Origin of the sequence: Leclercia sp. J807 (assembly GCF_009734465.1) — a bacterium.
Classification (GTDB): domain Bacteria; phylum Pseudomonadota; class Gammaproteobacteria; order Enterobacterales; family Enterobacteriaceae; genus Enterobacter.
Genome location: NZ_CP046446.1, coordinates 4,199,504 through 4,220,403 on the forward strand (window position 1 = coordinate 4,199,504; position 20,900 = coordinate 4,220,403).

At 52.6% G+C, this 20,900-nt stretch carries 19 protein-coding genes, 3 tRNA genes and 4 rRNA genes; 11 read left to right on the forward strand and 15 right to left on the reverse strand.

Annotated features, from left to right (window positions below):
* The first annotated feature begins 289 nt into the window (after positions 1 to 289).
* The 5 genes from GNG26_RS19860 to GNG26_RS19880 all read left to right on the forward strand — a co-directional run bounded on the left by GNG26_RS19860 (position 290) and on the right by GNG26_RS19880 (position 5,082).
* Complete coding sequence (locus GNG26_RS19860; RefSeq protein WP_103824978.1) at positions 290 to 511, forward strand: lipoprotein; 222 nt, start codon at positions 290 to 292, stop codon at positions 509 to 511.
* 416 nt (positions 512 to 927) lie between these two features.
* The gene (locus tag GNG26_RS19865) at positions 928 to 1,953 is read left to right on the forward strand and encodes an amino acid ABC transporter substrate-binding protein (protein ID WP_103824979.1); all 1,026 of its coding nucleotides are present in this window, start codon (positions 928 to 930) and stop codon (positions 1,951 to 1,953) included.
* A 68-nt stretch (positions 1,954 to 2,021) separates the two neighbouring features.
* The gene (locus tag GNG26_RS19870) at positions 2,022 to 3,203 is read left to right on the forward strand and encodes an amino acid ABC transporter permease (RefSeq protein ID WP_156239842.1); all 1,182 of its coding nucleotides are present in this window, start codon (positions 2,022 to 2,024) and stop codon (positions 3,201 to 3,203) included.
* 9 nt (positions 3,204 to 3,212) lie between these two features.
* Positions 3,213 to 4,316 (forward strand): amino acid ABC transporter permease, encoded by a 1,104-nt coding sequence (locus tag GNG26_RS19875; protein WP_156240213.1) that lies wholly within the window; start codon positions 3,213 to 3,215, stop codon positions 4,314 to 4,316.
* A 7-nt stretch (positions 4,317 to 4,323) separates the two neighbouring features.
* Entirely contained in the window at positions 4,324 to 5,082 is a 759-nt protein-coding gene (locus GNG26_RS19880) for an amino acid ABC transporter ATP-binding protein (RefSeq protein WP_156239843.1), read from the forward strand.
* Between the two features lie 101 nt (positions 5,083 to 5,183).
* Here GNG26_RS19880 and rrf (GNG26_RS19885) read toward each other — a convergent pair.
* The 7 genes from rrf (GNG26_RS19885) to GNG26_RS19915 all read right to left on the reverse strand — a co-directional run bounded on the left by rrf (GNG26_RS19885) (position 5,184) and on the right by GNG26_RS19915 (position 10,508).
* Positions 5,184 to 5,299: ribosomal RNA gene (rrf, locus tag GNG26_RS19885) — 5S ribosomal RNA — on the reverse strand.
* 43 nt (positions 5,300 to 5,342) lie between these two features.
* Positions 5,343 to 5,418, reverse strand: a tRNA-Thr gene (locus GNG26_RS19890).
* Positions 5,419 to 5,432: 14 nt separating this feature from the next.
* A 5S ribosomal RNA gene (gene rrf, locus GNG26_RS19895) occupies positions 5,433 to 5,548 on the reverse strand.
* A 64-nt stretch (positions 5,549 to 5,612) separates the two neighbouring features.
* Positions 5,613 to 8,515, reverse strand: a 23S ribosomal RNA gene (locus GNG26_RS19900).
* A gap of 194 nt (positions 8,516 to 8,709) precedes the next feature.
* Positions 8,710 to 8,785 (reverse strand) — tRNA-Ala (locus GNG26_RS19905).
* A 36-nt stretch (positions 8,786 to 8,821) separates the two neighbouring features.
* Positions 8,822 to 8,898: transfer RNA gene (locus GNG26_RS19910), tRNA-Ile, on the reverse strand.
* Positions 8,899 to 8,968: 70 nt separating this feature from the next.
* Positions 8,969 to 10,508 (reverse strand): 16S ribosomal RNA (locus GNG26_RS19915).
* The 16S, 23S and 5S rRNA genes sit together here with 3 tRNA genes alongside, the layout of an rRNA operon.
* A 469-nt stretch (positions 10,509 to 10,977) precedes the next feature.
* Here GNG26_RS19915 and GNG26_RS19920 point away from each other — a divergent pair.
* Positions 10,978 to 11,532: a gamma carbonic anhydrase family protein gene (locus GNG26_RS19920; protein ID WP_103177253.1), complete on the forward strand. Its 555-nt coding sequence runs from the start codon at positions 10,978 to 10,980 to the stop codon at positions 11,530 to 11,532.
* Here the strand turns inward: GNG26_RS19920 and GNG26_RS19925 are convergent.
* The 6 genes from GNG26_RS19925 to dprA are packed head-to-tail and all read right to left on the reverse strand — an operon-like array spanning position 11,508 to position 15,291.
* Positions 11,508 to 11,756, reverse strand: a complete 249-nt coding sequence (locus GNG26_RS19925) for a DUF1488 domain-containing protein (protein ID WP_103825488.1) — start codon at positions 11,754 to 11,756, stop codon at positions 11,508 to 11,510. The two genes, GNG26_RS19920 and GNG26_RS19925, sit on opposite strands and share 25 nt — an antisense overlap.
* On the reverse strand, positions 11,753 to 12,571 hold the full coding sequence (aroE, locus tag GNG26_RS19930; protein ID WP_156239844.1) for a shikimate dehydrogenase: 819 nt from the start codon (positions 12,569 to 12,571) through the stop codon (positions 11,753 to 11,755). The genes GNG26_RS19925 and aroE overlap by 4 nt, the downstream gene beginning before the upstream one ends.
* 4 nt (positions 12,572 to 12,575) lie before the next feature.
* Complete coding sequence (gene tsaC / locus GNG26_RS19935) at positions 12,576 to 13,148, reverse strand: L-threonylcarbamoyladenylate synthase type 1 TsaC (RefSeq protein WP_103177256.1); 573 nt, start codon at positions 13,146 to 13,148, stop codon at positions 12,576 to 12,578.
* 4 nt (positions 13,149 to 13,152) lie between these two features.
* Positions 13,153 to 13,695 carry a type I DNA topoisomerase gene (locus tag GNG26_RS19940; RefSeq protein ID WP_114316550.1) on the reverse strand — a complete coding sequence of 181 codons (543 nt, stop codon included), beginning with the start codon at positions 13,693 to 13,695 and terminating at the stop codon, positions 13,153 to 13,155.
* Between the two features lie 26 nt (positions 13,696 to 13,721).
* Positions 13,722 to 14,195, reverse strand: coding sequence for a DUF494 family protein Smg (gene smg, locus GNG26_RS19945; protein ID WP_039032055.1), 474 nt, complete (start codon positions 14,193 to 14,195; stop codon positions 13,722 to 13,724).
* Complete coding sequence (gene dprA, locus GNG26_RS19950; protein ID WP_156239845.1) at positions 14,167 to 15,291, reverse strand: DNA-protecting protein DprA; 1,125 nt, start codon at positions 15,289 to 15,291, stop codon at positions 14,167 to 14,169. Before dprA ends, smg begins: the two co-directional genes overlap by 29 nt.
* Before the next feature lie 127 nt (positions 15,292 to 15,418).
* Between dprA and def the strand changes: the two genes are divergently transcribed.
* The 5 genes from def to mscL all read left to right on the forward strand — a co-directional run bounded on the left by def (position 15,419) and on the right by mscL (position 20,204).
* The gene (gene def, locus GNG26_RS19955) at positions 15,419 to 15,928 is read left to right on the forward strand and encodes a peptide deformylase (RefSeq protein ID WP_039032057.1); all 510 of its coding nucleotides are present in this window, start codon (positions 15,419 to 15,421) and stop codon (positions 15,926 to 15,928) included.
* A 25-nt stretch (positions 15,929 to 15,953) separates the two neighbouring features.
* Positions 15,954 to 16,901 (forward strand): methionyl-tRNA formyltransferase, encoded by a 948-nt coding sequence (fmt, locus tag GNG26_RS19960; protein ID WP_114385634.1) that lies wholly within the window; start codon positions 15,954 to 15,956, stop codon positions 16,899 to 16,901.
* Positions 16,902 to 16,953: 52 nt separating this feature from the next.
* Positions 16,954 to 18,240 (forward strand): 16S rRNA (cytosine(967)-C(5))-methyltransferase RsmB, encoded by a 1,287-nt coding sequence (gene rsmB, locus GNG26_RS19965; RefSeq protein WP_103180997.1) that lies wholly within the window; start codon positions 16,954 to 16,956, stop codon positions 18,238 to 18,240.
* Positions 18,241 to 18,262: 22 nt separating this feature from the next.
* Positions 18,263 to 19,639 (forward strand): Trk system potassium transporter TrkA, encoded by a 1,377-nt coding sequence (gene trkA, locus GNG26_RS19970; protein ID WP_156239846.1) that lies wholly within the window; start codon positions 18,263 to 18,265, stop codon positions 19,637 to 19,639.
* Positions 19,640 to 19,787: 148 nt separating this feature from the next.
* Entirely contained in the window at positions 19,788 to 20,204 is a 417-nt protein-coding gene (mscL, locus tag GNG26_RS19975) for a large-conductance mechanosensitive channel protein MscL (protein ID WP_103177261.1), read from the forward strand.
* Here the strand turns inward: mscL and GNG26_RS19980 are convergent.
* Together GNG26_RS19980 and zntR are read right to left on the reverse strand one after the other, a co-directional pair.
* The gene (locus GNG26_RS19980; protein WP_156239847.1) at positions 20,172 to 20,417 is read right to left on the reverse strand and encodes an alternative ribosome-rescue factor A; all 246 of its coding nucleotides are present in this window, start codon (positions 20,415 to 20,417) and stop codon (positions 20,172 to 20,174) included. The genes mscL and GNG26_RS19980 overlap by 33 nt on opposite strands.
* Positions 20,418 to 20,472: 55 nt before the next feature.
* Positions 20,473 to 20,898, reverse strand: a complete 426-nt coding sequence (gene zntR / locus GNG26_RS19985) for a Zn(2+)-responsive transcriptional regulator (protein ID WP_103825482.1) — start codon at positions 20,896 to 20,898, stop codon at positions 20,473 to 20,475.
* Positions 20,899 to 20,900 lie beyond the last annotated feature (2 nt).

The following is a 20,900-nucleotide window of genomic DNA, read 5'->3' on the forward strand; positions in this document are numbered from 1 at the left end:
ATGATAATAAACACAAAATTATTCTTATCCATTTCATTTTCTTATTAATTAGCGCGCCAATGAATTGTTTGCTTGCGATTTTTAACTTGCGCATTTAATCAATTCGCCTCCCTTATCTCTCCATAATTAGCGTGCACAAGAGGGATTTCTCCATCTTTTTTACAATCCAAATAATTTGAGATTATTCACTCTTCATCGCTATTTTTAAGCGGTGGTAATATAACCCTCAGCTTTGCAAAAGACCGTACTGACTATATCGCAAAGTTAGATTTCATTTTGAGGTAACACCATGAAAAGATTCATTTCGGTTGCACTCCTTGCCGCGCTGCTTGCGGGCTGCGCGCATGACTCTCCGTGCGTACCGGTGTACGACGATCAGGGCCGACTGGTTCACACCAATACCTGTATGAAGGGTACCACGCAGGATAACTGGGAAACCGCAGGGGCAATCGCAGGTGGCGCAGCGGCTTTAGCTGGCCTGACACTGGGCATCATTGCCGTGTCCAAGTAATCCAGAAAGCGCGAATTCGTTCGCGCTTTTGCTTTCCCAATTCAGGTTAATAATTAAATCTGAATTTGCTCACATCCTTTTGCTTTTTTATTTTCCTTTCAGAGTGCCGACGTGATGTTATTCACACCTTTCTGGTTTCTGATATTCACGCCATCCCCCCTCCCTTAATTTTCTCGTTTCTTAATCAGACTTTTGCTCTGAATTGTGGCGCAGGTTGTAATTTCGCACCATTTCAGGGCGCTCGATTTAATTATCACTGTCTACACTCAGCTTTACGCGTTGCGTAATCGTTTATTACGTCAAATGCAAAACTGGCATCGCGTTTGCTTTATTAACGTCGGCCACAGCCACAGACAGGTTAAAGCGTTTATAAGCGCTTCACTATAACGATAATTTTTCGCTACACAGGATGCATTATGAAAAAGATGATGATGGCCAGCCTCGCCGCTGCAGGTGTGCTTGTTGCAATGACCGGCCAGGCTCAGGCAGGTGCGACTCTGGATGCCGTTAAGCAGAAAGGTTTCGTGCAATGTGGGATCAGCGATGGTCTGCCGGGTTTCTCCTATGCAGATGCCAACGGTAAATTCTCCGGTATCGATGTCGACGTGTGCCGTGGCGTTGCCGCTGCGGTATTCGGCGACGACACCAAAGTGAAATATACCCCGCTGACGGCGAAAGAGCGCTTTACTGCCCTGCAATCCGGCGAAGTGGATATGCTTTCGCGTAATACCACCTGGACCTCATCCCGTGATGCCGGGATGGGAATGACCTTCACCGGTGTAACTTATTACGACGGCATTGGTTTCCTGACGCACAATAAAGCGGGCCTCAAAAGTGCGAAGGAGCTGGATGGTGCCACCGTCTGTATTCAGGCGGGTACGGATACTGAACTGAACGTCGCCGACTATTTCAAAGCCAACAACATGAAATATACCCCAGTGACCTTTGACCGCTCTGACGAATCCGCCAAAGCGCTGGAGTCCGGCCGCTGCGATACCCTGGCCTCGGATCAGTCTCAGCTTTATGCGCTGCGGATCAAGCTGAGCAATCCGGCGGAATGGATCGTCCTGCCAGAAGTAATCTCCAAAGAGCCGCTGGGGCCGGTCGTCCGTCGCGGGGATGATGAATGGAACGCTGTCGTTCGCTGGACGCTGTTCGCCATGCTCAACGCGGAAGAGATGGGGGTCAACTCAAAGAACGTCGATGAGAAGGCGGCTAATCCGGCCACGCCTGATATGGCCCATCTGCTGGGCAAAGAAGGAGATTACGGCAAGGATCTGAAGCTGGATAACAAATGGGCGTACAACATCATTAAAAAGGTGGGTAACTACGCGGAGATCTTCGAGCGTAACGTTGGATCTGAGAGCGCGCTGAAGATCAGCCGTGGGCAGAACAACCTCTGGAACAATGGCGGCATTCAATACGCGCCGCCAGTACGCTAAGCATCTTGCTGTAACGGGCACTGCCAGCGCAGTGCCCAGTCCAGAGTCATGGTTACCCGAGGTTTTATATGTTCCATCGCCGCTTAGCCCTGAAAGGAGCTCTCTCCTTTTCTAATCCTGCGGTTCGCGCCTGGCTGTTTCAGATCCTCGCAGTTCTCGCTGTCCTGGCCGTCGCGATCTACCTGTTCCACAACACTGTTACCAACCTCAGCACACGCGGCATTACGTCGGGCTTTGCCTTCCTTGACCGTAGTGCAGGGTTTGGCATTGTTCAGCACTTAATTGATTACGGTGAAGGCGATACCTATGGCCGCGTATTCCTTGTCGGCCTGATGAATACCCTGCTGGTTTCAGCGTTATGCATTGTGTTTGCTTCTCTGCTGGGCTTTTTCCTCGGACTCGCGCGTCTCTCGGATAACTGGCTGCTGCGTAAGCTCTCCACGTTTTATATCGAGACCTTCCGTAACATTCCCCCGCTGCTGCAGATCTTCTTCTGGTATTTCGCCGTCCTGCGCAATCTGCCTGGCCCCCGTCAGGCGGTGGATGCGTTCGATCTGGCCTTTTTAAGCAACCGCGGTCTCTATATCCCCGCACCGCAGATTGCCGAAGGGATGCTGGCATTGCTGGCCGCGTTGGCGTGCGTAATTGGCGTTTCGGTTGCGCTGTTTCGCTACAACCGCATGCATCAGATTAAAACCGGCCAGCTACGGCGCACCTGGCCCGTCACCCTGGCTTTAGTGGTGATCCTGCCGTGGCTGGCGCATACAATAGCTGGCCCGGCAATGCACTGGGATGTTCCGCAGCTGAAGGGGTTTAACTTCCGCGGCGGCATGGTGTTGATCCCGGAGCTGGCCGCCCTGACGCTGGCGCTCTCCATCTATACCTCGGCCTTTATCGCAGAGATTATTCGCGCCGGTATTCAGGCCGTTCCCCATGGTCAGCATGAGGCTGCTCGCTCCCTTGGGCTTCCCAATCCGATCACTCTGCGCCAGGTCATCATCCCCCAGGCCTTGCGGGTGATCATTCCTCCGCTGACCAGCCAGTATCTCAACATCGTGAAAAACTCCTCTCTCGCGGCGGCGATCGGCTATCCCGATATGGTCTCGTTGTTCGCCGGAACCGTTCTTAACCAGACCGGCCAGGCAATAGAAACCATTGCCATTACGATGTCGGTCTACCTGATTATTAGCCTGACCATTTCACTGTTGATGAATATCTACAACCGTCGTATCGCGCTGGTTGAACGCTAAGGAACCATGATGACAAAAGCGGTCTTGTCTCACCCTGCGCGTCCGGCCACAATCGGCAACGGACGCATCATTAACTGGGCTCGTAAAAACCTGTTCTCCAGCTGGAGCAACAGTTTGCTCACCCTGTTCTGCTTCTGGCTGATGTGGGAGCTTATCCCGCCACTCATTAACTGGGCTTTTTTGCAGGCTAACTGGATCGGTACCACCCGCGCCGATTGCACAAAAGAGGGAGCCTGCTGGGTCTTTATTCATCAGCGCTTCGGCCAGTTTATGTATGGGCTCTATCCCCACGATCAGCGTTGGCGCATCAACCTTGCGCTGGTTATCGGGCTGCTCTCTGTCGTTCCCATGTTCTGGAAGAGGTTACCCCATCGGGGACGATACATCGCCTGTTGGGCGGTGATTTATCCCCTGCTCGTCTGGGGACTGTTGTATGGCGGCGTGCTGGGGCTGGATCGCGTTGAAACCCGCCAGTGGGGCGGGCTGACGCTGACGCTGATTATCGCCTCGGTAGGGATTGCCGGCGCATTGCCATTAGGGATTTTACTGGCGCTGGGCCGTCGCTCAACCATGCCGGTCGTGCGCGTCCTCTCGGTAATTTTTATCGAGTTCTGGCGCGGCGTTCCGCTTATCACCGTGCTCTTTATGTCTTCCGTGATGCTACCGCTGTTTATGGCGGAGGGCACTACCATCGACAAGCTGATCCGCGCTCTGGTCGGTGTCATTCTGTTCCAGTCTGCTTATGTCGCCGAGGTCGTGCGCGGCGGATTGCAGGCGCTCCCCAAGGGCCAGTATGAAGCAGCCGAATCGCTGGCGCTGGGTTACTGGAAAACGCAGGGACTGGTGATCCTTCCCCAGGCGCTGAAGCTGGTGATCCCGGGCCTGGTGAACACCATCATTGCGCTGTTTAAGGACACCAGTCTGGTGATCATTATTGGATTATTCGATCTGTTCAGTAGCGTGCAGCAGGCTACCGTCGACCCGGCGTGGCTGGGCATGTCGACGGAAGGCTACGTTTTTGCAGCACTTATCTACTGGATTTTCTGTTTTAGCATGTCGCGCTACAGCCAGCATCTGGAAAAGCGCTTTAACACCGGGCGTACACCGCACTGAGGAACCTATGAGCCAGATAACTATGACCCCCGCTGACGCGATGATTACGCTGGATAACGTGAATAAGTGGTACGGACAATTTCATGTGCTGAAAAACATTAACCTGAAGGTGAAACAAGGCGAGCGTATTGTCCTTTGTGGGCCTTCAGGCTCGGGTAAATCAACAACGATCCGCTGTATCAACCATCTGGAAGAGCATCAGCAAGGCCGGATTGTGGTGGATGGGATCGAGCTGAATGACGACATCCGCAACGTGGAGCGTGTTCGCCAGGAGGTGGGCATGGTCTTCCAGCATTTTAATTTATTCCCTCATCTGACGGTTCTGCAAAACTGTACTCTCGCACCCATCTGGGTACGCAAAATGCCGAAAAAGGAAGCGGAGGCGCTGGCCATGCACTATCTGGAGCGGGTACGCATTGCAGAGCATGCCCATAAATTTCCGGGGCAGATCTCAGGCGGGCAGCAACAGCGCGTGGCGATCGCCCGCTCTCTGTGTATGAAACCTAAAATTATGCTGTTCGATGAACCTACCTCAGCACTGGATCCGGAGATGGTGAAAGAGGTACTGGATACGATGATAGGCCTGGCAGAGTCGGGAATGACGATGCTCTGCGTCACGCACGAGATGGGCTTCGCCAGAACTGTGGCAGATCGGGTGATCTTTATGGATCGCGGAGAAATTGTCGAGCAGGCGCCGCCGGAAGAATTTTTCTCTAACCCAAAATCAGAACGTACGCGCGCGTTTTTGTCGCAGGTTATCCACTAACGTTGATCGGCCCGGCGGCGCTGTACGCGTCGGGCCATGGCTTTTGTGGCGCAGAAATGCAAAAAGGCCATCCTTTCGGATGGCCTTTTCACTTGTTTGATGTCTGGCAGTTCCCTACTCTCGCATGGGGAGACCCCACACTACCATCGGCGCTACGGCGTTTCACTTCTGAGTTCGGCATGGGGTCAGGTGGGACCACCGCGCTACAGCCGCCAGACAAATTCTTTTACTTCTTGCCGAACTTTAACCTAAGTATAAAGTGGTGCTGATACCCAGAGTCGAACTGGGGACCTCACCCTTACCAAGGGTGCGCTCTACCAACTGAGCCATATCAGCACGCTAAATTTGATGCCTGGCAGTTCCCTACTCTCGCATGGGGAGACCCCACACTACCATCGGCGCTACGGCGTTTCACTTCTGAGTTCGGCATGGGGTCAGGTGGGACCACCGCGCTACAGCCGCCAGGCAAATTCTGTAATCTGTATCAGCTGAAAATCTTCTCAAACCCACCGAAACAGCTTCGGCGTTGTAAGGTTAAGCCTCACGGTTCATTAGTACCGGTTAGCTCAACGCATCGCTGCGCTTACACACCCGGCCTATCAACGTCGTCGTCTTCAACGTTCCTTCAGGACCCTTAAAGGGTCAGGGAGAACTCATCTCGGGGCAAGTTTCGTGCTTAGATGCTTTCAGCACTTATCTCTTCCGCATTTAGCTACCGGGCAGTGCCATTGGCATGACAACCCGAACACCAGTGATGCGTCCACTCCGGTCCTCTCGTACTAGGAGCAGCCCCCCTCAATTCTCCAGCGCCCACGGCAGATAGGGACCGAACTGTCTCACGACGTTCTAAACCCAGCTCGCGTACCACTTTAAATGGCGAACAGCCATACCCTTGGGACCTACTTCAGCCCCAGGATGTGATGAGCCGACATCGAGGTGCCAAACACCGCCGTCGATATGAACTCTTGGGCGGTATCAGCCTGTTATCCCCGGAGTACCTTTTATCCGTTGAGCGATGGCCCTTCCATTCAGAACCACCGGATCACTATGACCTGCTTTCGCACCTGCTCGAGCCGTCACTCTCGCAGTCAAGCCAGCTTATGCCATTGCACTAACCTCCTGATGTCCGACCAGGATTAGCTGACCTTCGTGCTCCTCCGTTACTCTTTAGGAGGAGACCGCCCCAGTCAAACTACCCACCAGACACTGTCCGCAACCCGGGTAACGGGTCCACGTTAGAACACCAGCCATTAAAGGGTGGTATTTCAAGGACGGCTCCATGCAGACTGGCGTCCACACTTCAAAGCCTCCCACCTATCCTACACATCAAGGACCAGTGTTCAGTGTCAAGCTATAGTAAAGGTTCACGGGGTCTTTCCGTCTTGCCGCGGGTACACTGCATCTTCACAGCGATTTCAATTTCACTGAGTCTCGGGTGGAGACAGCCTGGCCATCATTACGCCATTCGTGCAGGTCGGAACTTACCCGACAAGGAATTTCGCTACCTTAGGACCGTTATAGTTACGGCCGCCGTTTACCGGGGCTTCGATCAAGAGCTTCGCCTTACAGCTAACCCCATCAATTAACCTTCCGGCACCGGGCAGGCGTCACACCGTATACGTCCACTTTCGTGTTTGCACAGTGCTGTGTTTTTAATAAACAGTTGCAGCCAGCTGGTATCTTCGACTGATTTCAGCTCCACCCGCAGGGGCTTCACCTACATATCAGCGTGCCTTCTCCCGAAGTTACGGCACCATTTTGCCTAGTTCCTTCACCCGAGTTCTCTCAAGCGCCTTGGTATTCTCTACCTGACCACCTGTGTCGGTTTGGGGTACGATTTGATGTTACCTGATGCTTAGAGGCTTTTCCTGGAAGCAGGGCATTTGTTGCTTCAGCACCGTAGTGCCTCGTCATCACACCTCAGCGTTAAAAGGTACCGGATTTACCTGGAACCTCCGCCTACATGCTTAAACCGGGACAACCGTCGCCCGGCCAACATAGCCTTCTCCGTCCCCCCTTCGCAGTAACACCGAGTACAGGAATATTAACCTGTTTCCCATCGACTACGCCTTTCGGCCTCGCCTTAGGGGTCGACTCACCCTGCCCCGATTAACGTTGGACAGGAACCCTTGGTCTTCCGGCGAGCGGGCTTTTCACCCGCTTTATCGTTACTTATGTCAGCATTCGCACTTCTGATACCTCCAGCATGCCTCACAGCACACCTTCGCAGGCTTACAGAACGCTCCCCTACCCAACAACACATAGTGTCGCTGCCGCAGCTTCGGTGCATGGTTTAGCCCCGTTACATCTTCCGCGCAGGCCGACTCGACCAGTGAGCTATTACGCTTTCTTTAAATGATGGCTGCTTCTAAGCCAACATCCTGGCTGTCTGTGCCTTCCCACATCGTTTCCCACTTAACCATGACTTTGGGACCTTAGCTGGCGGTCTGGGTTGTTTCCCTCTTCACGACGGACGTTAGCACCCGCCGTGTGTCTCCCGTGATAACATTCCTCGGTATTCGCAGTTTGCATCGGGTTGGTAAGCCGGGATGGCCCCCTAGCCGAAACAGTGCTCTACCCCCGAGGATGAATTCACGAGGCGCTACCTAAATAGCTTTCGGGGAGAACCAGCTATCTCCCGGTTTGATTGGCCTTTCACCCCCAGCCACAGGTCATCCGCTAATTTTTCAACATTAGTCGGTTCGGTCCTCCAGTTAGTGTTACCCAACCTTCAACCTGCCCATGGCTAGATCACCGGGTTTCGGGTCTATACCCTGCAACTTAACGCCCAGTTAAGACTCGGTTTCCCTTCGGCTCCCCTATACGGTTAACCTTGCTACAGAATATAAGTCGCTGACCCATTATACAAAAGGTACGCAGTCACACCCGAAGGTGCTCCCACTGCTTGTACGTACACGGTTTCAGGTTCTTTTTCACTCCCCTCGCCGGGGTTCTTTTCGCCTTTCCCTCACGGTACTGGTTCACTATCGGTCAGTCAGGAGTATTTAGCCTTGGAGGATGGTCCCCCCATATTCAGACAGGATACCACGTGTCCCGCCCTACTCTTCGAGTTCACAGCATGTGTGCTTTCGTGTACGGGAGTATCACCCTGTACCCTGCGACTTTCCAGACGCTTCCACTAACACACAAGCTGATTCAGACTCCGGGCTGCTCCCCGTTCGCTCGCCGCTACTGGGGGAATCTCGGTTGATTTCTTTTCCTCGGGGTACTTAGATGTTTCAGTTCCCCCGGTTCGCCTCGTTAGCCTATGTATTCAGCTAACGATAGTGTGACGAATCACACTGGGTTTCCCCATTCGGACATCGCCGGGTCAAGGGTTCATATCACCTCGCCGGCGCTTTTCGCAGATTAGCACGTCCTTCATCGCCTCTGACTGCCAGGGCATCCACCGTGTACGCTTAGTCGCTTAACCTCACAACCCGAAGCTGTTTCACTTCGTGTTGTGAAAATTTGAGAGACTCGAACACACCTTCATCTGTTCTTATTACGGAGAACAGACACAGCGTGTCGTTTCAATTTTCAGCTTGATCCAGATTTTTAAAGAGCAAAACTTCGCAGCGCACCTTTTCAGGTACACTCTGAAGTTTTCAGGTTGTGCAGTAAAGATGGTGGAGCTATGCGGGATCGAACCGCAGACCTCCTGCGTGCAAGGCAGGCGCTCTCCCAGCTGAGCTATAGCCCCATCGTGGCAAATCTCTTCAAATTTGCATCGCAAATTTGGTAGGCCTGAGTGGACTTGAACCACCGACCTCACCCTTATCAGGGGTGCGCTCTAACCACCTGAGCTACAAGCCTGCAGAGATTTTTTACTGCTAATTTTCATCAGACAATCTGTGTGAGCACTGCAAAGGCAGGTTCTTTAAGGTAAGGAGGTGATCCAACCGCAGGTTCCCCTACGGTTACCTTGTTACGACTTCACCCCAGTCATGAATCACAAAGTGGTAAGCGCCCTCCCGAAGGTTAAGCTACCTACTTCTTTTGCAACCCACTCCCATGGTGTGACGGGCGGTGTGTACAAGGCCCGGGAACGTATTCACCGTAGCATTCTGATCTACGATTACTAGCGATTCCGACTTCATGGAGTCGAGTTGCAGACTCCAATCCGGACTACGACGCACTTTATGAGGTCCGCTTGCTCTCGCGAGGTCGCTTCTCTTTGTATGCGCCATTGTAGCACGTGTGTAGCCCTACTCGTAAGGGCCATGATGACTTGACGTCATCCCCACCTTCCTCCAGTTTATCACTGGCAGTCTCCTTTGAGTTCCCGGCCTAACCGCTGGCAACAAAGGATAAGGGTTGCGCTCGTTGCGGGACTTAACCCAACATTTCACAACACGAGCTGACGACAGCCATGCAGCACCTGTCTCAGAGTTCCCGAAGGCACCAAGCCATCTCTGGCAAGTTCTCTGGATGTCAAGAGTAGGTAAGGTTCTTCGCGTTGCATCGAATTAAACCACATGCTCCACCGCTTGTGCGGGCCCCCGTCAATTCATTTGAGTTTTAACCTTGCGGCCGTACTCCCCAGGCGGTCGACTTAACGCGTTAGCTCCGGAAGCCACGCCTCAAGGGCACAACCTCCAAGTCGACATCGTTTACGGCGTGGACTACCAGGGTATCTAATCCTGTTTGCTCCCCACGCTTTCGCACCTGAGCGTCAGTCTTTGTCCAGGGGGCCGCCTTCGCCACCGGTATTCCTCCAGATCTCTACGCATTTCACCGCTACACCTGGAATTCTACCCCCCTCTACAAGACTCAAGCCTGCCAGTTTCAAATGCAGTTCCCAGGTTGAGCCCGGGGATTTCACATCTGACTTAACAGACCGCCTGCGTGCGCTTTACGCCCAGTAATTCCGATTAACGCTTGCACCCTCCGTATTACCGCGGCTGCTGGCACGGAGTTAGCCGGTGCTTCTTCTGCGAGTAACGTCAATCACTGCGGTTATTAACCACAATGCCTTCCTCCTCGCTGAAAGTACTTTACAACCCGAAGGCCTTCTTCATACACGCGGCATGGCTGCATCAGGCTTGCGCCCATTGTGCAATATTCCCCACTGCTGCCTCCCGTAGGAGTCTGGACCGTGTCTCAGTTCCAGTGTGGCTGGTCATCCTCTCAGACCAGCTAGGGATCGTCGCCTAGGTGAGCCATTACCCCACCTACTAGCTAATCCCATCTGGGCACATCCGATGGCAAGAGGCCCGAAGGTCCCCCTCTTTGGTCTTGCGACGTTATGCGGTATTAGCTACCGTTTCCAGTAGTTATCCCCCTCCATCAGGCAGTTTCCCAGACATTACTCACCCGTCCGCCACTCGTCACCCGAGAGCAAGCTCTCTGTGCTACCGTTCGACTTGCATGTGTTAGGCCTGCCGCCAGCGTTCAATCTGAGCCATGATCAAACTCTTCAATTTAAGTTTGATGCTCGTGAATTAAACTTCGTAATGAATTACGTGTTCACTCAGAGACTTGGTATTCATTTTTCGTCCGAGGACGTTAAGAATCCATGTCACTTTGAGTGCCCACACAGATTGTCTGATAAATTGTTAAAGAGCAGTGCAACGCGGCTTTCGCTCACCGTTGCGAGGTGGCGTATATTACGCTTTCCTCTTTCAGAGTCAAGTGATTATTTTCGCTTTTCTTCTCAACCGGCCCGGCTGTTAGTGTGAAGTGATTCACATCTGCCGTGTCGATGGAGGCGCATTATAGGGATCCCAGTTTTTAGCACAAGTATTTTTTTGATCTTTTCTTCTGACTGTTCTTTTTTCGTTCTTTCCGCTGAAATCCCATCCGATATGCTCAAATAATGACGTAATTGGCCCTTGATCAAGCTACGTATTAGGATCAAAGTCATCAAAAGAATGCACATCAGTCGAGGTTGATATGTCTGCAGTACTCCGTCCCTATAAAGATCTTTTCCCAAAACAAGGCGATCGCGTCATGATCGACAGCAGTAGCGTGGTCATTGGCGATGTCCGGCTGGGTGATGATGTCAGTATCTGGCCGCTGGTTGCCATCCGTGGAGATGTGAATTACGTCGCCATCGGCGCCCGTACCAATATTCAGGATGGCAGCGTGCTGCATGTCACCCATAAATCTTCTTATAACCCTGAAGGTAATCCCCTGATCGTTGGTGAGGAGGTCACTGTCGGTCATAAAGTAATGTTGCACGGCTGCACGATCGGCAATCGCGTTCTGGTCGGCATGGGATCGATTTTGCTGGATGGTGTGGTAGTAGAAGATGACGTAATGATTGGTGCCGGCAGCCTGGTTCCGCAAAACAAGCGGCTCGAGAGCGGCTTTCTCTATTTAGGGAGTCCGGTTAAACAGATCCGCCCCCTGACGGAAGCGGAAATAGAAGGGTTAAAGTACTCAGCCAATAACTACGTTAAATGGAAGAATGACTATCTGGATCAGGAAAGCCAGAACCACCCTTGATCGTCCTCGTCACCCTTGCGGATCGCATCGCTGGCTTCTTCTTCCAGATCCCAGCGATGTTCACGAAACATCTCAATTGGCAGGCCGTCACCAAAACGACGCGCCAGCGTCCCTGCTTCAATGGCACACATCATTTGCATGCCATTTACCAGCGCGGGAAAACAGACTGCCTGTTTATCTTCATCCCAGCTTTCTCGATCCGGGAACTGGATCGCCTGGTTCATGCCGATAGCTCCAGTTTGAGTTTTTCAATGACCGGCTCCACTTCCGGCAGCACGCCGTGCCAGAGCATCACCGCATGCGCGGCCTGCCCCACCAGCATCCCCAGTCCATCAGCCACACGTTTTGCGCCTTGCCGTTCACACCAACTCAGAAAAGGCGTTTTGCCTTTCTGATAGAACATGTCATAGCAATTAACCTGTCCATTGATCAATGACGCCGGAATGGCGGGAACATCGCCGCCAATGCCGCTTGAGGTCGCATTAACGATCAGATCAAACTCATGGCCGCTTAGCGCGTCCATGGCAACCGCATGAATGCTGCCAGTGTGGGCAAACAGAGCGGCCAACTCTTCTGCCCGGGAGTAGGTACGATTCGTAATGGTTACTGCGCAATCCAGGGAGAGCAGAGGTAAAATCACACCTCGCGCCGCGCCGCCCGCGCCAATCAAAAGAATACGCGCGCCAGGTTTGATAAATGACAGACGTTCCAGATCGCTCAGCAGGCCAATGCCATCAGTGTTGTCTCCCAGAATTCGGCCATCTTCAAGCCGCTTGAGCGTATTCACAGCTCCCGCAAGAGAGGCGCGCTCGGTTAACTCATCTGCGCGCCCGAATGCCTCTTCTTTAAAAGGTACGGTGACATTCGCCCCTTTTCCGCCACCAGCGAAAAAAGCCTCCAGCGTCGTCACAAAGGCATCAACGGGTGCAAGCACACGGCCATAAGGGTGATCGATATGCAACTGCTGTGCGAACTGTTGGTGAATAAACGGCGATTTGCTATGCGCAACTGGATTACCAAAAACGGCGTACGCTTCCATCTGATTACCCCTGGCGAAACAGTTCGCCGGTCAAAGCATCACGAATTTCTGACGGGTTCAGGCGACCACCGGTTTCACCGATGACCACCGGGAACTCACTACCAAACTGCGCTGACACCTCTTCTGCAGTGCGGCAAGGAGGCAATCCCGTCAGATTGGCGCTGGTAGAGACCAGCGGTTTACCAAAGCGATTACACAGCTCGATGACTAATGGATGGTCCGTCACGCGAACAGCAAGGGAGTCAAAACGCCCTGTCAGCCATCGAGGCGTTGTCGGCAGCGCCGGAAACACAAACGTTACCGGCCCTGGCCAGGAGGAGAAAATGGTTTCACGCTGCGCTGACGTCAACATGGAATCATCTATATAAGGTTTAAGCTGTTCAAAACTGGCGGCGATGAGAATCAGGCCTTTTTCTACCGGGCGCTGTTTAAGCGTTAAGAGACGTGTTACGGCTACTTCGCTGTCGGGATCACATCCCACCCCAAAAACCGCTTCTGTTGGATAGGCGATGACTTCTTCATTTTTCAGCACATCCACTGCATGCGCAACGGAGCCTGACTGCAGGTTATTCTTCACTTTTTTATTCCGCCGAAACCGGCTTTCCACATTGTTTACTGGCGCAGAAGCGCTTCATACCTTGCGCCGTTTTTTTCTCGATAAGTAGCGGGTAATGGCACTCAGGGCAGCTGCCCGCCACTGGTTTGAAATTGGTAACAAATTGACATTCAGGATAACGATCGCAGGAGTGGAATGTCTTACCATAGCGTGAACGGCGTTGCACGAGATGACCGCTGCCGCATTGCGGGCAGGCTACGGCTGTTTCATCAGGTTTATCGATTTGTTCGGTGTGATGGCATTCGGGATAGCGACTGCAGCCGATAAACATGCCAAAACGCCCCTGGCGCAGCGCCAGATCGCCGCCACATTCCGGACAGGCTTGTCCCTCCAGAATCTTAACAATATGCCCGTCCGCCTGGTTTTTCAGGGGACGGACATAATCACATTCTGGATAGTGTGAACAACCGAGAAACGGCCCGTGTTTACCGGACCGGATAACAAGTTCTGCCCCACACTGCGGGCAGGACTCATGTTTACGCACCGTAAATAGTGCTGATTTGGCCATAACAACTCTTGGTGCTGCACAATGAATTAGTGCAGCATACCTTCATTCACTTCAAAGAGTAATTCTTCCATTTGCTGATAGGCATTTTCACACCCTGGAATATTGAACAGAACCATCAGGATGACCCACTTCAGGTCCTCCAGCTCAAATTCTGCGGTATCCAGCGCCATGACGCGCTCTATCACCATTTCTCGTGTTTCGAGGTTCAGCACCTGAATCTGCTCAAGGAATAAGATGAATCCCCGGCAACTGGCATCCAGCCTTTCACACTCTTCAGCCGTATAGATGCGTACAGACAGTGGATCGGAAACTAACTGCATCGGTTCGGCAAGGCCTTCCTGATAATCAGCCAGTTTTTCCAGCCATATTAACGCGTTGTAGATATCTTCCCGTTCGAAACCTGCATCGGTGAGATCGCGTGTGAGTTTGTCCTGATCCACGCGTGCTTCAGCTTCGTTATGGATGTAAGTCTCAAACAAATACATGAGTACGTCGAACATGGCTTGCCCTCCTTAATCGGACATAGCCGCCGGGTACAGCTGCGATCCATCCTGCTAACTCCAGTTCGAGTAGCTGTGCTACGGTTACTGGCACAGGTTGGCCGGCACGTTCAGCGACAACGTCAACAGGTGTTACCTCATCTCCTACGTTAGCCAGGAGCTCAGGAAATGGCAATGCTACCTGGTCCTGATCTGAAGAATAAAGCCAATTTTTGGGATCCTCTGGCAGCCAGCTCAGTCCGTTTTGCAACGTTTCCAGAATATCTTCTGCCGTTGTCACGGGAGTCGCCCCTTGCTTTATTAACCAGTGAGGACCTTCACTCCCCGGGTTGCCAATGGCTCCCGGTAATGCAAAGACCTCACGCCCCTGCTCAAGGGCGCATTTGGCGGTAACGAGAGAACCGCTTCTTATCATCGCTTCGATAACGAACACCCCCTGACTGAGGCCGCTAATGATGCGGTTACGTCGCGGGAAATTACCCGGCCAGGGAGGTGTCGCGAGTGAAAACTCAGAGATCACTGCACCGCCGCTTTCAACAAGACGCATGGCCAGCGACGAATGGCGACGGGGATAGACATCAGCCAGACCGTTGCCCAGCACCGCGACGCTTTTGCCTTTAACGTTGAGCGCAGCGCGATGCGCTATACCATCGATGCCGCAGGCCAGCCCGCTGGTAATCGTCAGGCCCGCCTGGGCTAGCTGCTCACAAAGCGCTTTGCCCCAACGCTCTCCATACCAGGAGTGGGATCGGCTGCCGACCACGGCAAGTTGCAGACTCGACAGCACGGAGGGCTCCCCCTTAACAAACAAAGCCCCAGGGTAATCGGCAATAGCGCGAAGCTGCTCAGGATAGAGGGCATTATCCGCACATATCAGATGATGCCCCTGTCCGTCCAGCCAGGCCATACTGCGGTCGAGTTCCCGCAGTGAAAACGATAAAAACTTCTCCTTTTGCCTGTGGGTGAGCCCCCTTTCCACCAGCAGAGCACCATCAATATGGGGTTCGCGCTGCAGCTGCTGCGCTATCGCCACCATTTTGTCGCCGTACATTTCTCCCGTGCTTATCAGGCGTAGCCAAATCTCTGTGGATGTCATCCTTTCCCCTGCCAGAAGCCGCTATAGCAATCTTTGCGATTGGTCACTGATGCTGTCAATCAGAGGGGGTTTTGTCTAGAATAGAGGTTATATTCTTATCAACTCCTGAATACGACTCTGGAAATATATGGCAGTTTTGCAAGTGTTACATATTCCGGACGAGCGCCTTCGCAAAGTCGCCGAGCCGGTTAAAGAAGTGAATGCAGAAACTCAACGTATCATTGATGATATGTTCGATACGATGTACGCCGAAGAAGGCATCGGTCTCGCGGCGACTCAGGTGGATATTCACCAGCGCATCATTGTGATCGACGTTTCTGAGAACCGCGACGGGCGCCTGGTATTAATCAATCCGGAGCTTCTGGAAAAAAGCGGTGAAACCGGTATCGAAGAAGGCTGCCTCTCTATCCCTGAGCAGCGAGCACTGGTACCGCGTGCAGAAAAGGTCAAAATCCGCGCGCTTGATCGCGACGGTAAGCCGTTCGAACTGGAAGCGGATGATCTGCTGGCCATCTGCATTCAGCATGAGATGGATCATCTGGTCGGTAAACTGTTTATCGATTATCTCTCTCCACTGAAGCAGCAGCGTATTCGTCAGAAAGTAGAGAAACTGGATCGCATGCGCGCTCGCGCTTAATGTGACCCCGGATACAAGGAATAACGTGTCTACATCACTACGTATCATCTTTGCAGGAACACCTGACTTCGCAGCGCGTCATCTCGACGCGCTGTTGTCGTCTGGTCATAAGGTTGTTGGCGTGTTTACTCAGCCCGATCGTCCGGCAGGCCGTGGTAAAAAATTGATGCCGAGCCCGGTTAAAGTCCTGGCTGAAGAGCACGGTTTACCGGTCTTTCAACCTGCTTCGTTACGGCCGCAGGAAAATCAGCAGCTGGTTGCGCAGTTAAATGCAGATGTTATGGTGGTTGTGGCGTATGGCCTCATCCTGCCGAAAGCGGTGCTTGATATGCCGCGTCTGGGCTGCATTAATGTCCACGGTTCACTTCTCCCACGCTGGCGTGGTGCAGCGCCGATCCAGCGTTCGTTGTGGGCTGGCGATGCCGATACTGGCGTGACGATTATGCAAATGGACGTAGGGCTGGATACTGGCGATATGCTGCATAAGCTCTCTTGTCCTATTACCGCCGAAGATACCAGTGCCACCCTGTATGACAAACTGGCAGAGCTTGGGCCAAAAGGGCTAATTGATACACTGCAACAGCTTGCAGAGAATCGGGCTCAACCAGAAGTTCAGGACGAAGCATTAGTGACCCATGCTGAAAAGCTCAGCAAAGAAGAGGCCCGCCTCGACTGGACTCTCCCTGCTGCTCAGCTTGAACGCTGCATTCGGGCTTTCAATCCATGGCCAATGAGCTGGCTTGAGATAGACGGACAGCCGGTGAAGGTATGGAAGGCCTCCGTGATTGATGGCCAAACTCACGCTGCACCTGGAACAATCATTGAAGCCAGTAAACAGGGTATTCAGGTCGCGACAGTTGAAGGGATCCTTAATCTGGAATCCTTACAACCAGCAGGTAAAAAAGCCATGAGCGCGCAGGACCTTCTTAACTCCCGCCGTGAATGGTTTACCCCTGGCAACAGTCTCGCCTGAGATCATCTCAAATTAAGGCCCGGTGTTTCCGGGCATTTTTATTTTTGCGGTTATGAAAAAACAAAATTTACGCAGCCTGGCAGCACAGGCGATTGAGCAAGTGGTCGAGCAGGGTCAGTCCCTGAGCAATGTCCTGCCACCGTTACAGCAAAAGGTTTCCGATAAAGATAAGTCGCTGCTTCAGGAGTTGTGCTTTGGTGTTCTGCGCACGTTACCCCAGATGGAGTGGCTGATCGGAAAACTTATGGCGCGCCCGATGGCGGGCAAGCAACGCGTCATTCACTACCTGATCATGGTCGGCTTCTATCAGCTGCTGCATACCCGCATTCCACCTCATGCCGCACTGGCAGAGACCGTAGAAGGCGCGGTTGCGGTAAAACGCCCGCAGCTGAAAGGGTTGATCAACGGCGTGTTGCGACAGTTCCAACGTCAGCAAGATGAATTACTGGCTGAGTTTGCCCGCACGGAAAAACGTTTCCTGCATCCTGACTGGTTATTAAAGCGTCTGCAAAAAGCCTATCCTGAGCAGTGGGAAGCGCTAATTAATGCCAATAACCAGCGTCCACCTATGTGGCTACGCGTTAACCGCAATCACCACACCCGGGATGCCTGGCTGGCATTACTGGAAGAGGCCGGGATGACCGGGTTCCCTCATCCTGAATACAGCGATGCAGTGCGCCTGGCGGCCCCTGCACCGGTACATGCTCTGCCTGGCTTTGAACAGGGCTGGGTTACCGTTCAGGACGCTTCAGCCCAGGGTTGCATGACCTGGCTTGAGCCGCAGAATGGCGAGCGGATCCTTGATCTTTGCGCCGCGCCAGGCGGTAAGACAACGCATATCCTGGAAGTCGCACCACAGGCGAACGTGATGGCTGTCGACGTTGACGAACAGCGTCTTTCGCGTGTCTACGATAATCTCAAACGTCTGGGTATGAAGGCGGAGGTTAAGCAGGGTGACGGACGTACGCCTGGGCAGTGGTGCGGGGATGAGCAGTTCGATCGCATTTTACTGGATGCCCCTTGCTCAGCGACTGGCGTTATCCGCCGTCATCCGGATATCAAATGGTTGCGCCGCGACCGGGATATCAACGAACTGGCACAGTTGCAGTCAGAGATCCTCGACGCTATCTGGCCGCATCTGAAAACAGGCGGGACGCTGGTTTATGCCACCTGTTCTGTTCTGCCGGAAGAGAATAGCCAGCAGATCGCTGCGTTCCTGAAGCGCACACCTGATGCCCGCCTGCATCTGACCGGCACACCAGAACTGCCCGGCAAGCAAAACCTGCCAGGGGCAGAAGAAGGCGACGGTTTCTTTTACGCTAAGCTAATCAAAGAGTGATGTTGATAACGGGTCACAAGATATGAAGATAATCATTCTGGGCGCGGGGCAGGTAGGCGGTACGCTAGCAGAAAACCTGGTCGGTGAGAATAACGACATCACTATCGTTGATACTAATGGCGATCGTCTGCGCGGCCTGCAGGATAAATTCGATCTGCGCGTGGTTCAGGGGCATGGCTCTCATCCACGCGTGTTGCGTGAAGCCGGAGCGGATGACGCAGATATGCTGGTTGCTGTCACCAGTTCTGATGAAACGAATATGGTGGCCTGTCAGGTGGCCTATTCGTTATTTAATACCCCAAACCGAATCGCGCGTATACGTTCGCCGGATTACGTTCGTGATGCCGATAAGTTGTTTCAGTCCGAAGCGGTGCCAATCGACCACTTAATCGCGCCGGAACAGCTGGTTATCGACAGTATTTATCGCCTGATTGAATACCCGGGCGCACTGCAGGTTGTGAATTTCGCAGAAGGCAAGGTCAGTCTTGCGGTAGTAAAAGCCTACTATGGCGGCCCGCTGATCGGTAACGCACTCTCTACGATGCGCGAACATATGCCGCACATCGATACGCGCGTCGCCGCGATTTTCCGTCATGACCGCCCTATTCGTCCCCAAGGCTCTACCATTGTCGAAGCCGGTGACGAGGTTTTCTTTATCGCCGCGTCACAGCACATCCGTGCGGTAATGAGCGAGCTTCAGCGACTGGAAAAACCCTATAAGCGCATCATGCTGGTCGGGGGCGGTAATATCGGCGCCGGCCTGGCCCGGCAGCTGGAAAAAGATTACAGCGTGAAATTGATCGAACGGGATCAACAGCGCGCCGCTGAACTGGCAGAAAAACTGCAAAATACGATCGTTTTTTATGGCGATGCGTCGGATCAGGAGCTGCTTGCCGAAGAGCATATCGATCAGGTTGATCTTTTCATTGCTGTTACCAACGACGACGAAGCCAACATCATGTCAGCGATGCTGGCAAAACGGATGGGTGCGAAAAAGGTTATGGTGCTTATCCAGCGCAAAGCCTATGTCGATCTGGTGCAGGGAAGCGTTATCGATATTGCGATTTCGCCGCAACAGGCCACTATCTCTGCCCTGCTGAGTCACGTGCGAAAAGCGGATATCGTTGGCGTTTCTTCCCTCCGTCGTGGAGTGGCAGAAGCTATCGAAGCCGTGGCGCATGGCGACGAAAGCACGTCCCGTGTGGTTGGGCGTACCATCGATGAGATTAAGCTCCCGCCGGGCACTATCATTGGTGCAGTGGTGCGGGGTAACGATGTCATGATCGCTAATGACAATCTACGCATTGAGCAGGGCGATCACGTTATTATGTTCCTGACCGATAAAAAGTTTATTACCGACGTCGAGCGCTTATTCCAGCCAAGTCCTTTCTTCCTCTGACGCTTGCAAAGGTGCTGCTTTCAGCACCTTTTCTTTTTAACCCAATAATATGTAAGGGTTATATTTCTGTGACGTACGTCTCTCTTCAATGGCAATCCGCTAATGATTTGTTAGACTTGTATTTGTCAGCTGGCACAAGGAGAACAAAATGAGTTTTATTAAAGAATTTCGCGAATTTGCGATGCGCGGAAACGTAGTGGATTTGGCTGTGGGTGTGATTATTGGTGCGGCGTTTGGCAAGATCGTTTCATCACTGGTTGCGGATATCATCATGCCACCACTGGGCCTGTTAATTGGCGGAATAGATTTCAAGCAATTCGCCATAACGCTGCGGGAAGCGCAAGGTGATGTCCCTGCGGTGGTAATGCACTATGGCGTGTTTATTCAAAACGTATTTGATTTTATGATTGTTGCTTTCGCCATCTTTATGGCCATTAAGCTCATCAATAAATTAAACCGTAAGAAAAAAGAAGAACCGGCTGCGCCGCCAGCCCCATCGAAAGAAGAAGTGCTGCTTACTGAAATTCGTGACTTACTGAAGGCGCAGAACAACCGCACTTTGTAAGCCGCTCAAAGCAAGAAGGCCAGTGGTAAGAAAGCGATTCGCTTGCTTGCCACTGGCCTCCCAGTTACCCCGTTTTGCATGTTTAGTTTTGCGCAGATAACTTCCTTTCCCCTTCTTGTTCTTCTCGATCCGCTGTCTGAATAAAGGATCATGCAGTAACGCCTCAATGGCATTGTTGTTGATCTGACCTTTCTTGTGTTGATAATGGCTCATACTTTCTCCAGTGTTCAAAATATCGACGCAAGTGTAGAAGGTGCTGACAATAAAATCAACACCCGCGAGACTCACCATTCGCCCCTTGTTCAAGGGTTTCCAGAATAGAACAGTAAACGCTGCTATGTGCAGTACCGCAACAGGCATCGTTCAACCGCTGTAAAGAGAGCCGCATGGTTTGAAGCTCTTCGATACGCGCTTCGACTTCACTCAATCTCGCCTGCACAATACTTTTTGATTCCTGGCAGGTGTGATGCTCGGGATCGATACGGATCGACAGTAGCTCGCGGATCGATTCCAGGGTAAATCCTAGCTGTCGCGCATGACGAATAAACTTAAGGCGCTGAAGATCCCTGTCGGTATAAAGCCGGAAGCCCCCTTCAGTGCGAATCTCATGCTCCATCATCTGCTGCTTTTCGTAATAACGAATAGTATCAGGGGTAACCTCAGCCAGCTTAGCAAGCTCACCAATACGATACATCG

What these genes read in the sequence shown, in the direction of transcription:
- GNG26_RS19860 (WP_103824978.1), top strand. Translation starts at nt 290, where the DNA reads ATGAAAAGATTCATTTCGGTTGCACTCCTTGCCGCGCTGCTTGCGGGC.
- GNG26_RS19865 (WP_103824979.1), top strand. Translation starts at nt 928, where the DNA reads ATGAAAAAGATGATGATGGCCAGCCTCGCCGCTGCAGGTGTGCTTGTT.
- GNG26_RS19870 (WP_156239842.1), top strand. Translation starts at nt 2,022, where the DNA reads ATGTTCCATCGCCGCTTAGCCCTGAAAGGAGCTCTCTCCTTTTCTAAT.
- GNG26_RS19875 (WP_156240213.1), top strand. Translation starts at nt 3,213, where the DNA reads ATGACAAAAGCGGTCTTGTCTCACCCTGCGCGTCCGGCCACAATCGGC.
- GNG26_RS19880 (WP_156239843.1), top strand. Translation starts at nt 4,324, where the DNA reads ATGAGCCAGATAACTATGACCCCCGCTGACGCGATGATTACGCTGGAT.
- GNG26_RS19920 (WP_103177253.1), top strand. Translation starts at nt 10,978, where the DNA reads ATGTCTGCAGTACTCCGTCCCTATAAAGATCTTTTCCCAAAACAAGGC.
- GNG26_RS19925 (WP_103825488.1), bottom strand. Translation starts at nt 11,756, where the DNA reads ATGAACCAGGCGATCCAGTTCCCGGATCGAGAAAGCTGGGATGAAGAT.
- aroE (WP_156239844.1), bottom strand. Translation starts at nt 12,571, where the DNA reads ATGGAAGCGTACGCCGTTTTTGGTAATCCAGTTGCGCATAGCAAATCG.
- GNG26_RS19940 (WP_114316550.1), bottom strand. Translation starts at nt 13,695, where the DNA reads ATGGCCAAATCAGCACTATTTACGGTGCGTAAACATGAGTCCTGCCCG.
- smg (WP_039032055.1), bottom strand. Translation starts at nt 14,195, where the DNA reads ATGTTCGACGTACTCATGTATTTGTTTGAGACTTACATCCATAACGAA.
- dprA (WP_156239845.1), bottom strand. Translation starts at nt 15,291, where the DNA reads ATGACATCCACAGAGATTTGGCTACGCCTGATAAGCACGGGAGAAATG.
- def (WP_039032057.1), top strand. Translation starts at nt 15,419, where the DNA reads ATGGCAGTTTTGCAAGTGTTACATATTCCGGACGAGCGCCTTCGCAAA.
- rsmB (WP_103180997.1), top strand. Translation starts at nt 16,954, where the DNA reads ATGAAAAAACAAAATTTACGCAGCCTGGCAGCACAGGCGATTGAGCAA.
- trkA (WP_156239846.1), top strand. Translation starts at nt 18,263, where the DNA reads ATGAAGATAATCATTCTGGGCGCGGGGCAGGTAGGCGGTACGCTAGCA.
- mscL (WP_103177261.1), top strand. Translation starts at nt 19,788, where the DNA reads ATGAGTTTTATTAAAGAATTTCGCGAATTTGCGATGCGCGGAAACGTA.
- GNG26_RS19980 (WP_156239847.1), bottom strand. Translation starts at nt 20,417, where the DNA reads ATGAGCCATTATCAACACAAGAAAGGTCAGATCAACAACAATGCCATT.
- zntR (WP_103825482.1), bottom strand. Translation starts at nt 20,898, where the DNA reads ATGTATCGTATTGGTGAGCTTGCTAAGCTGGCTGAGGTTACCCCTGAT.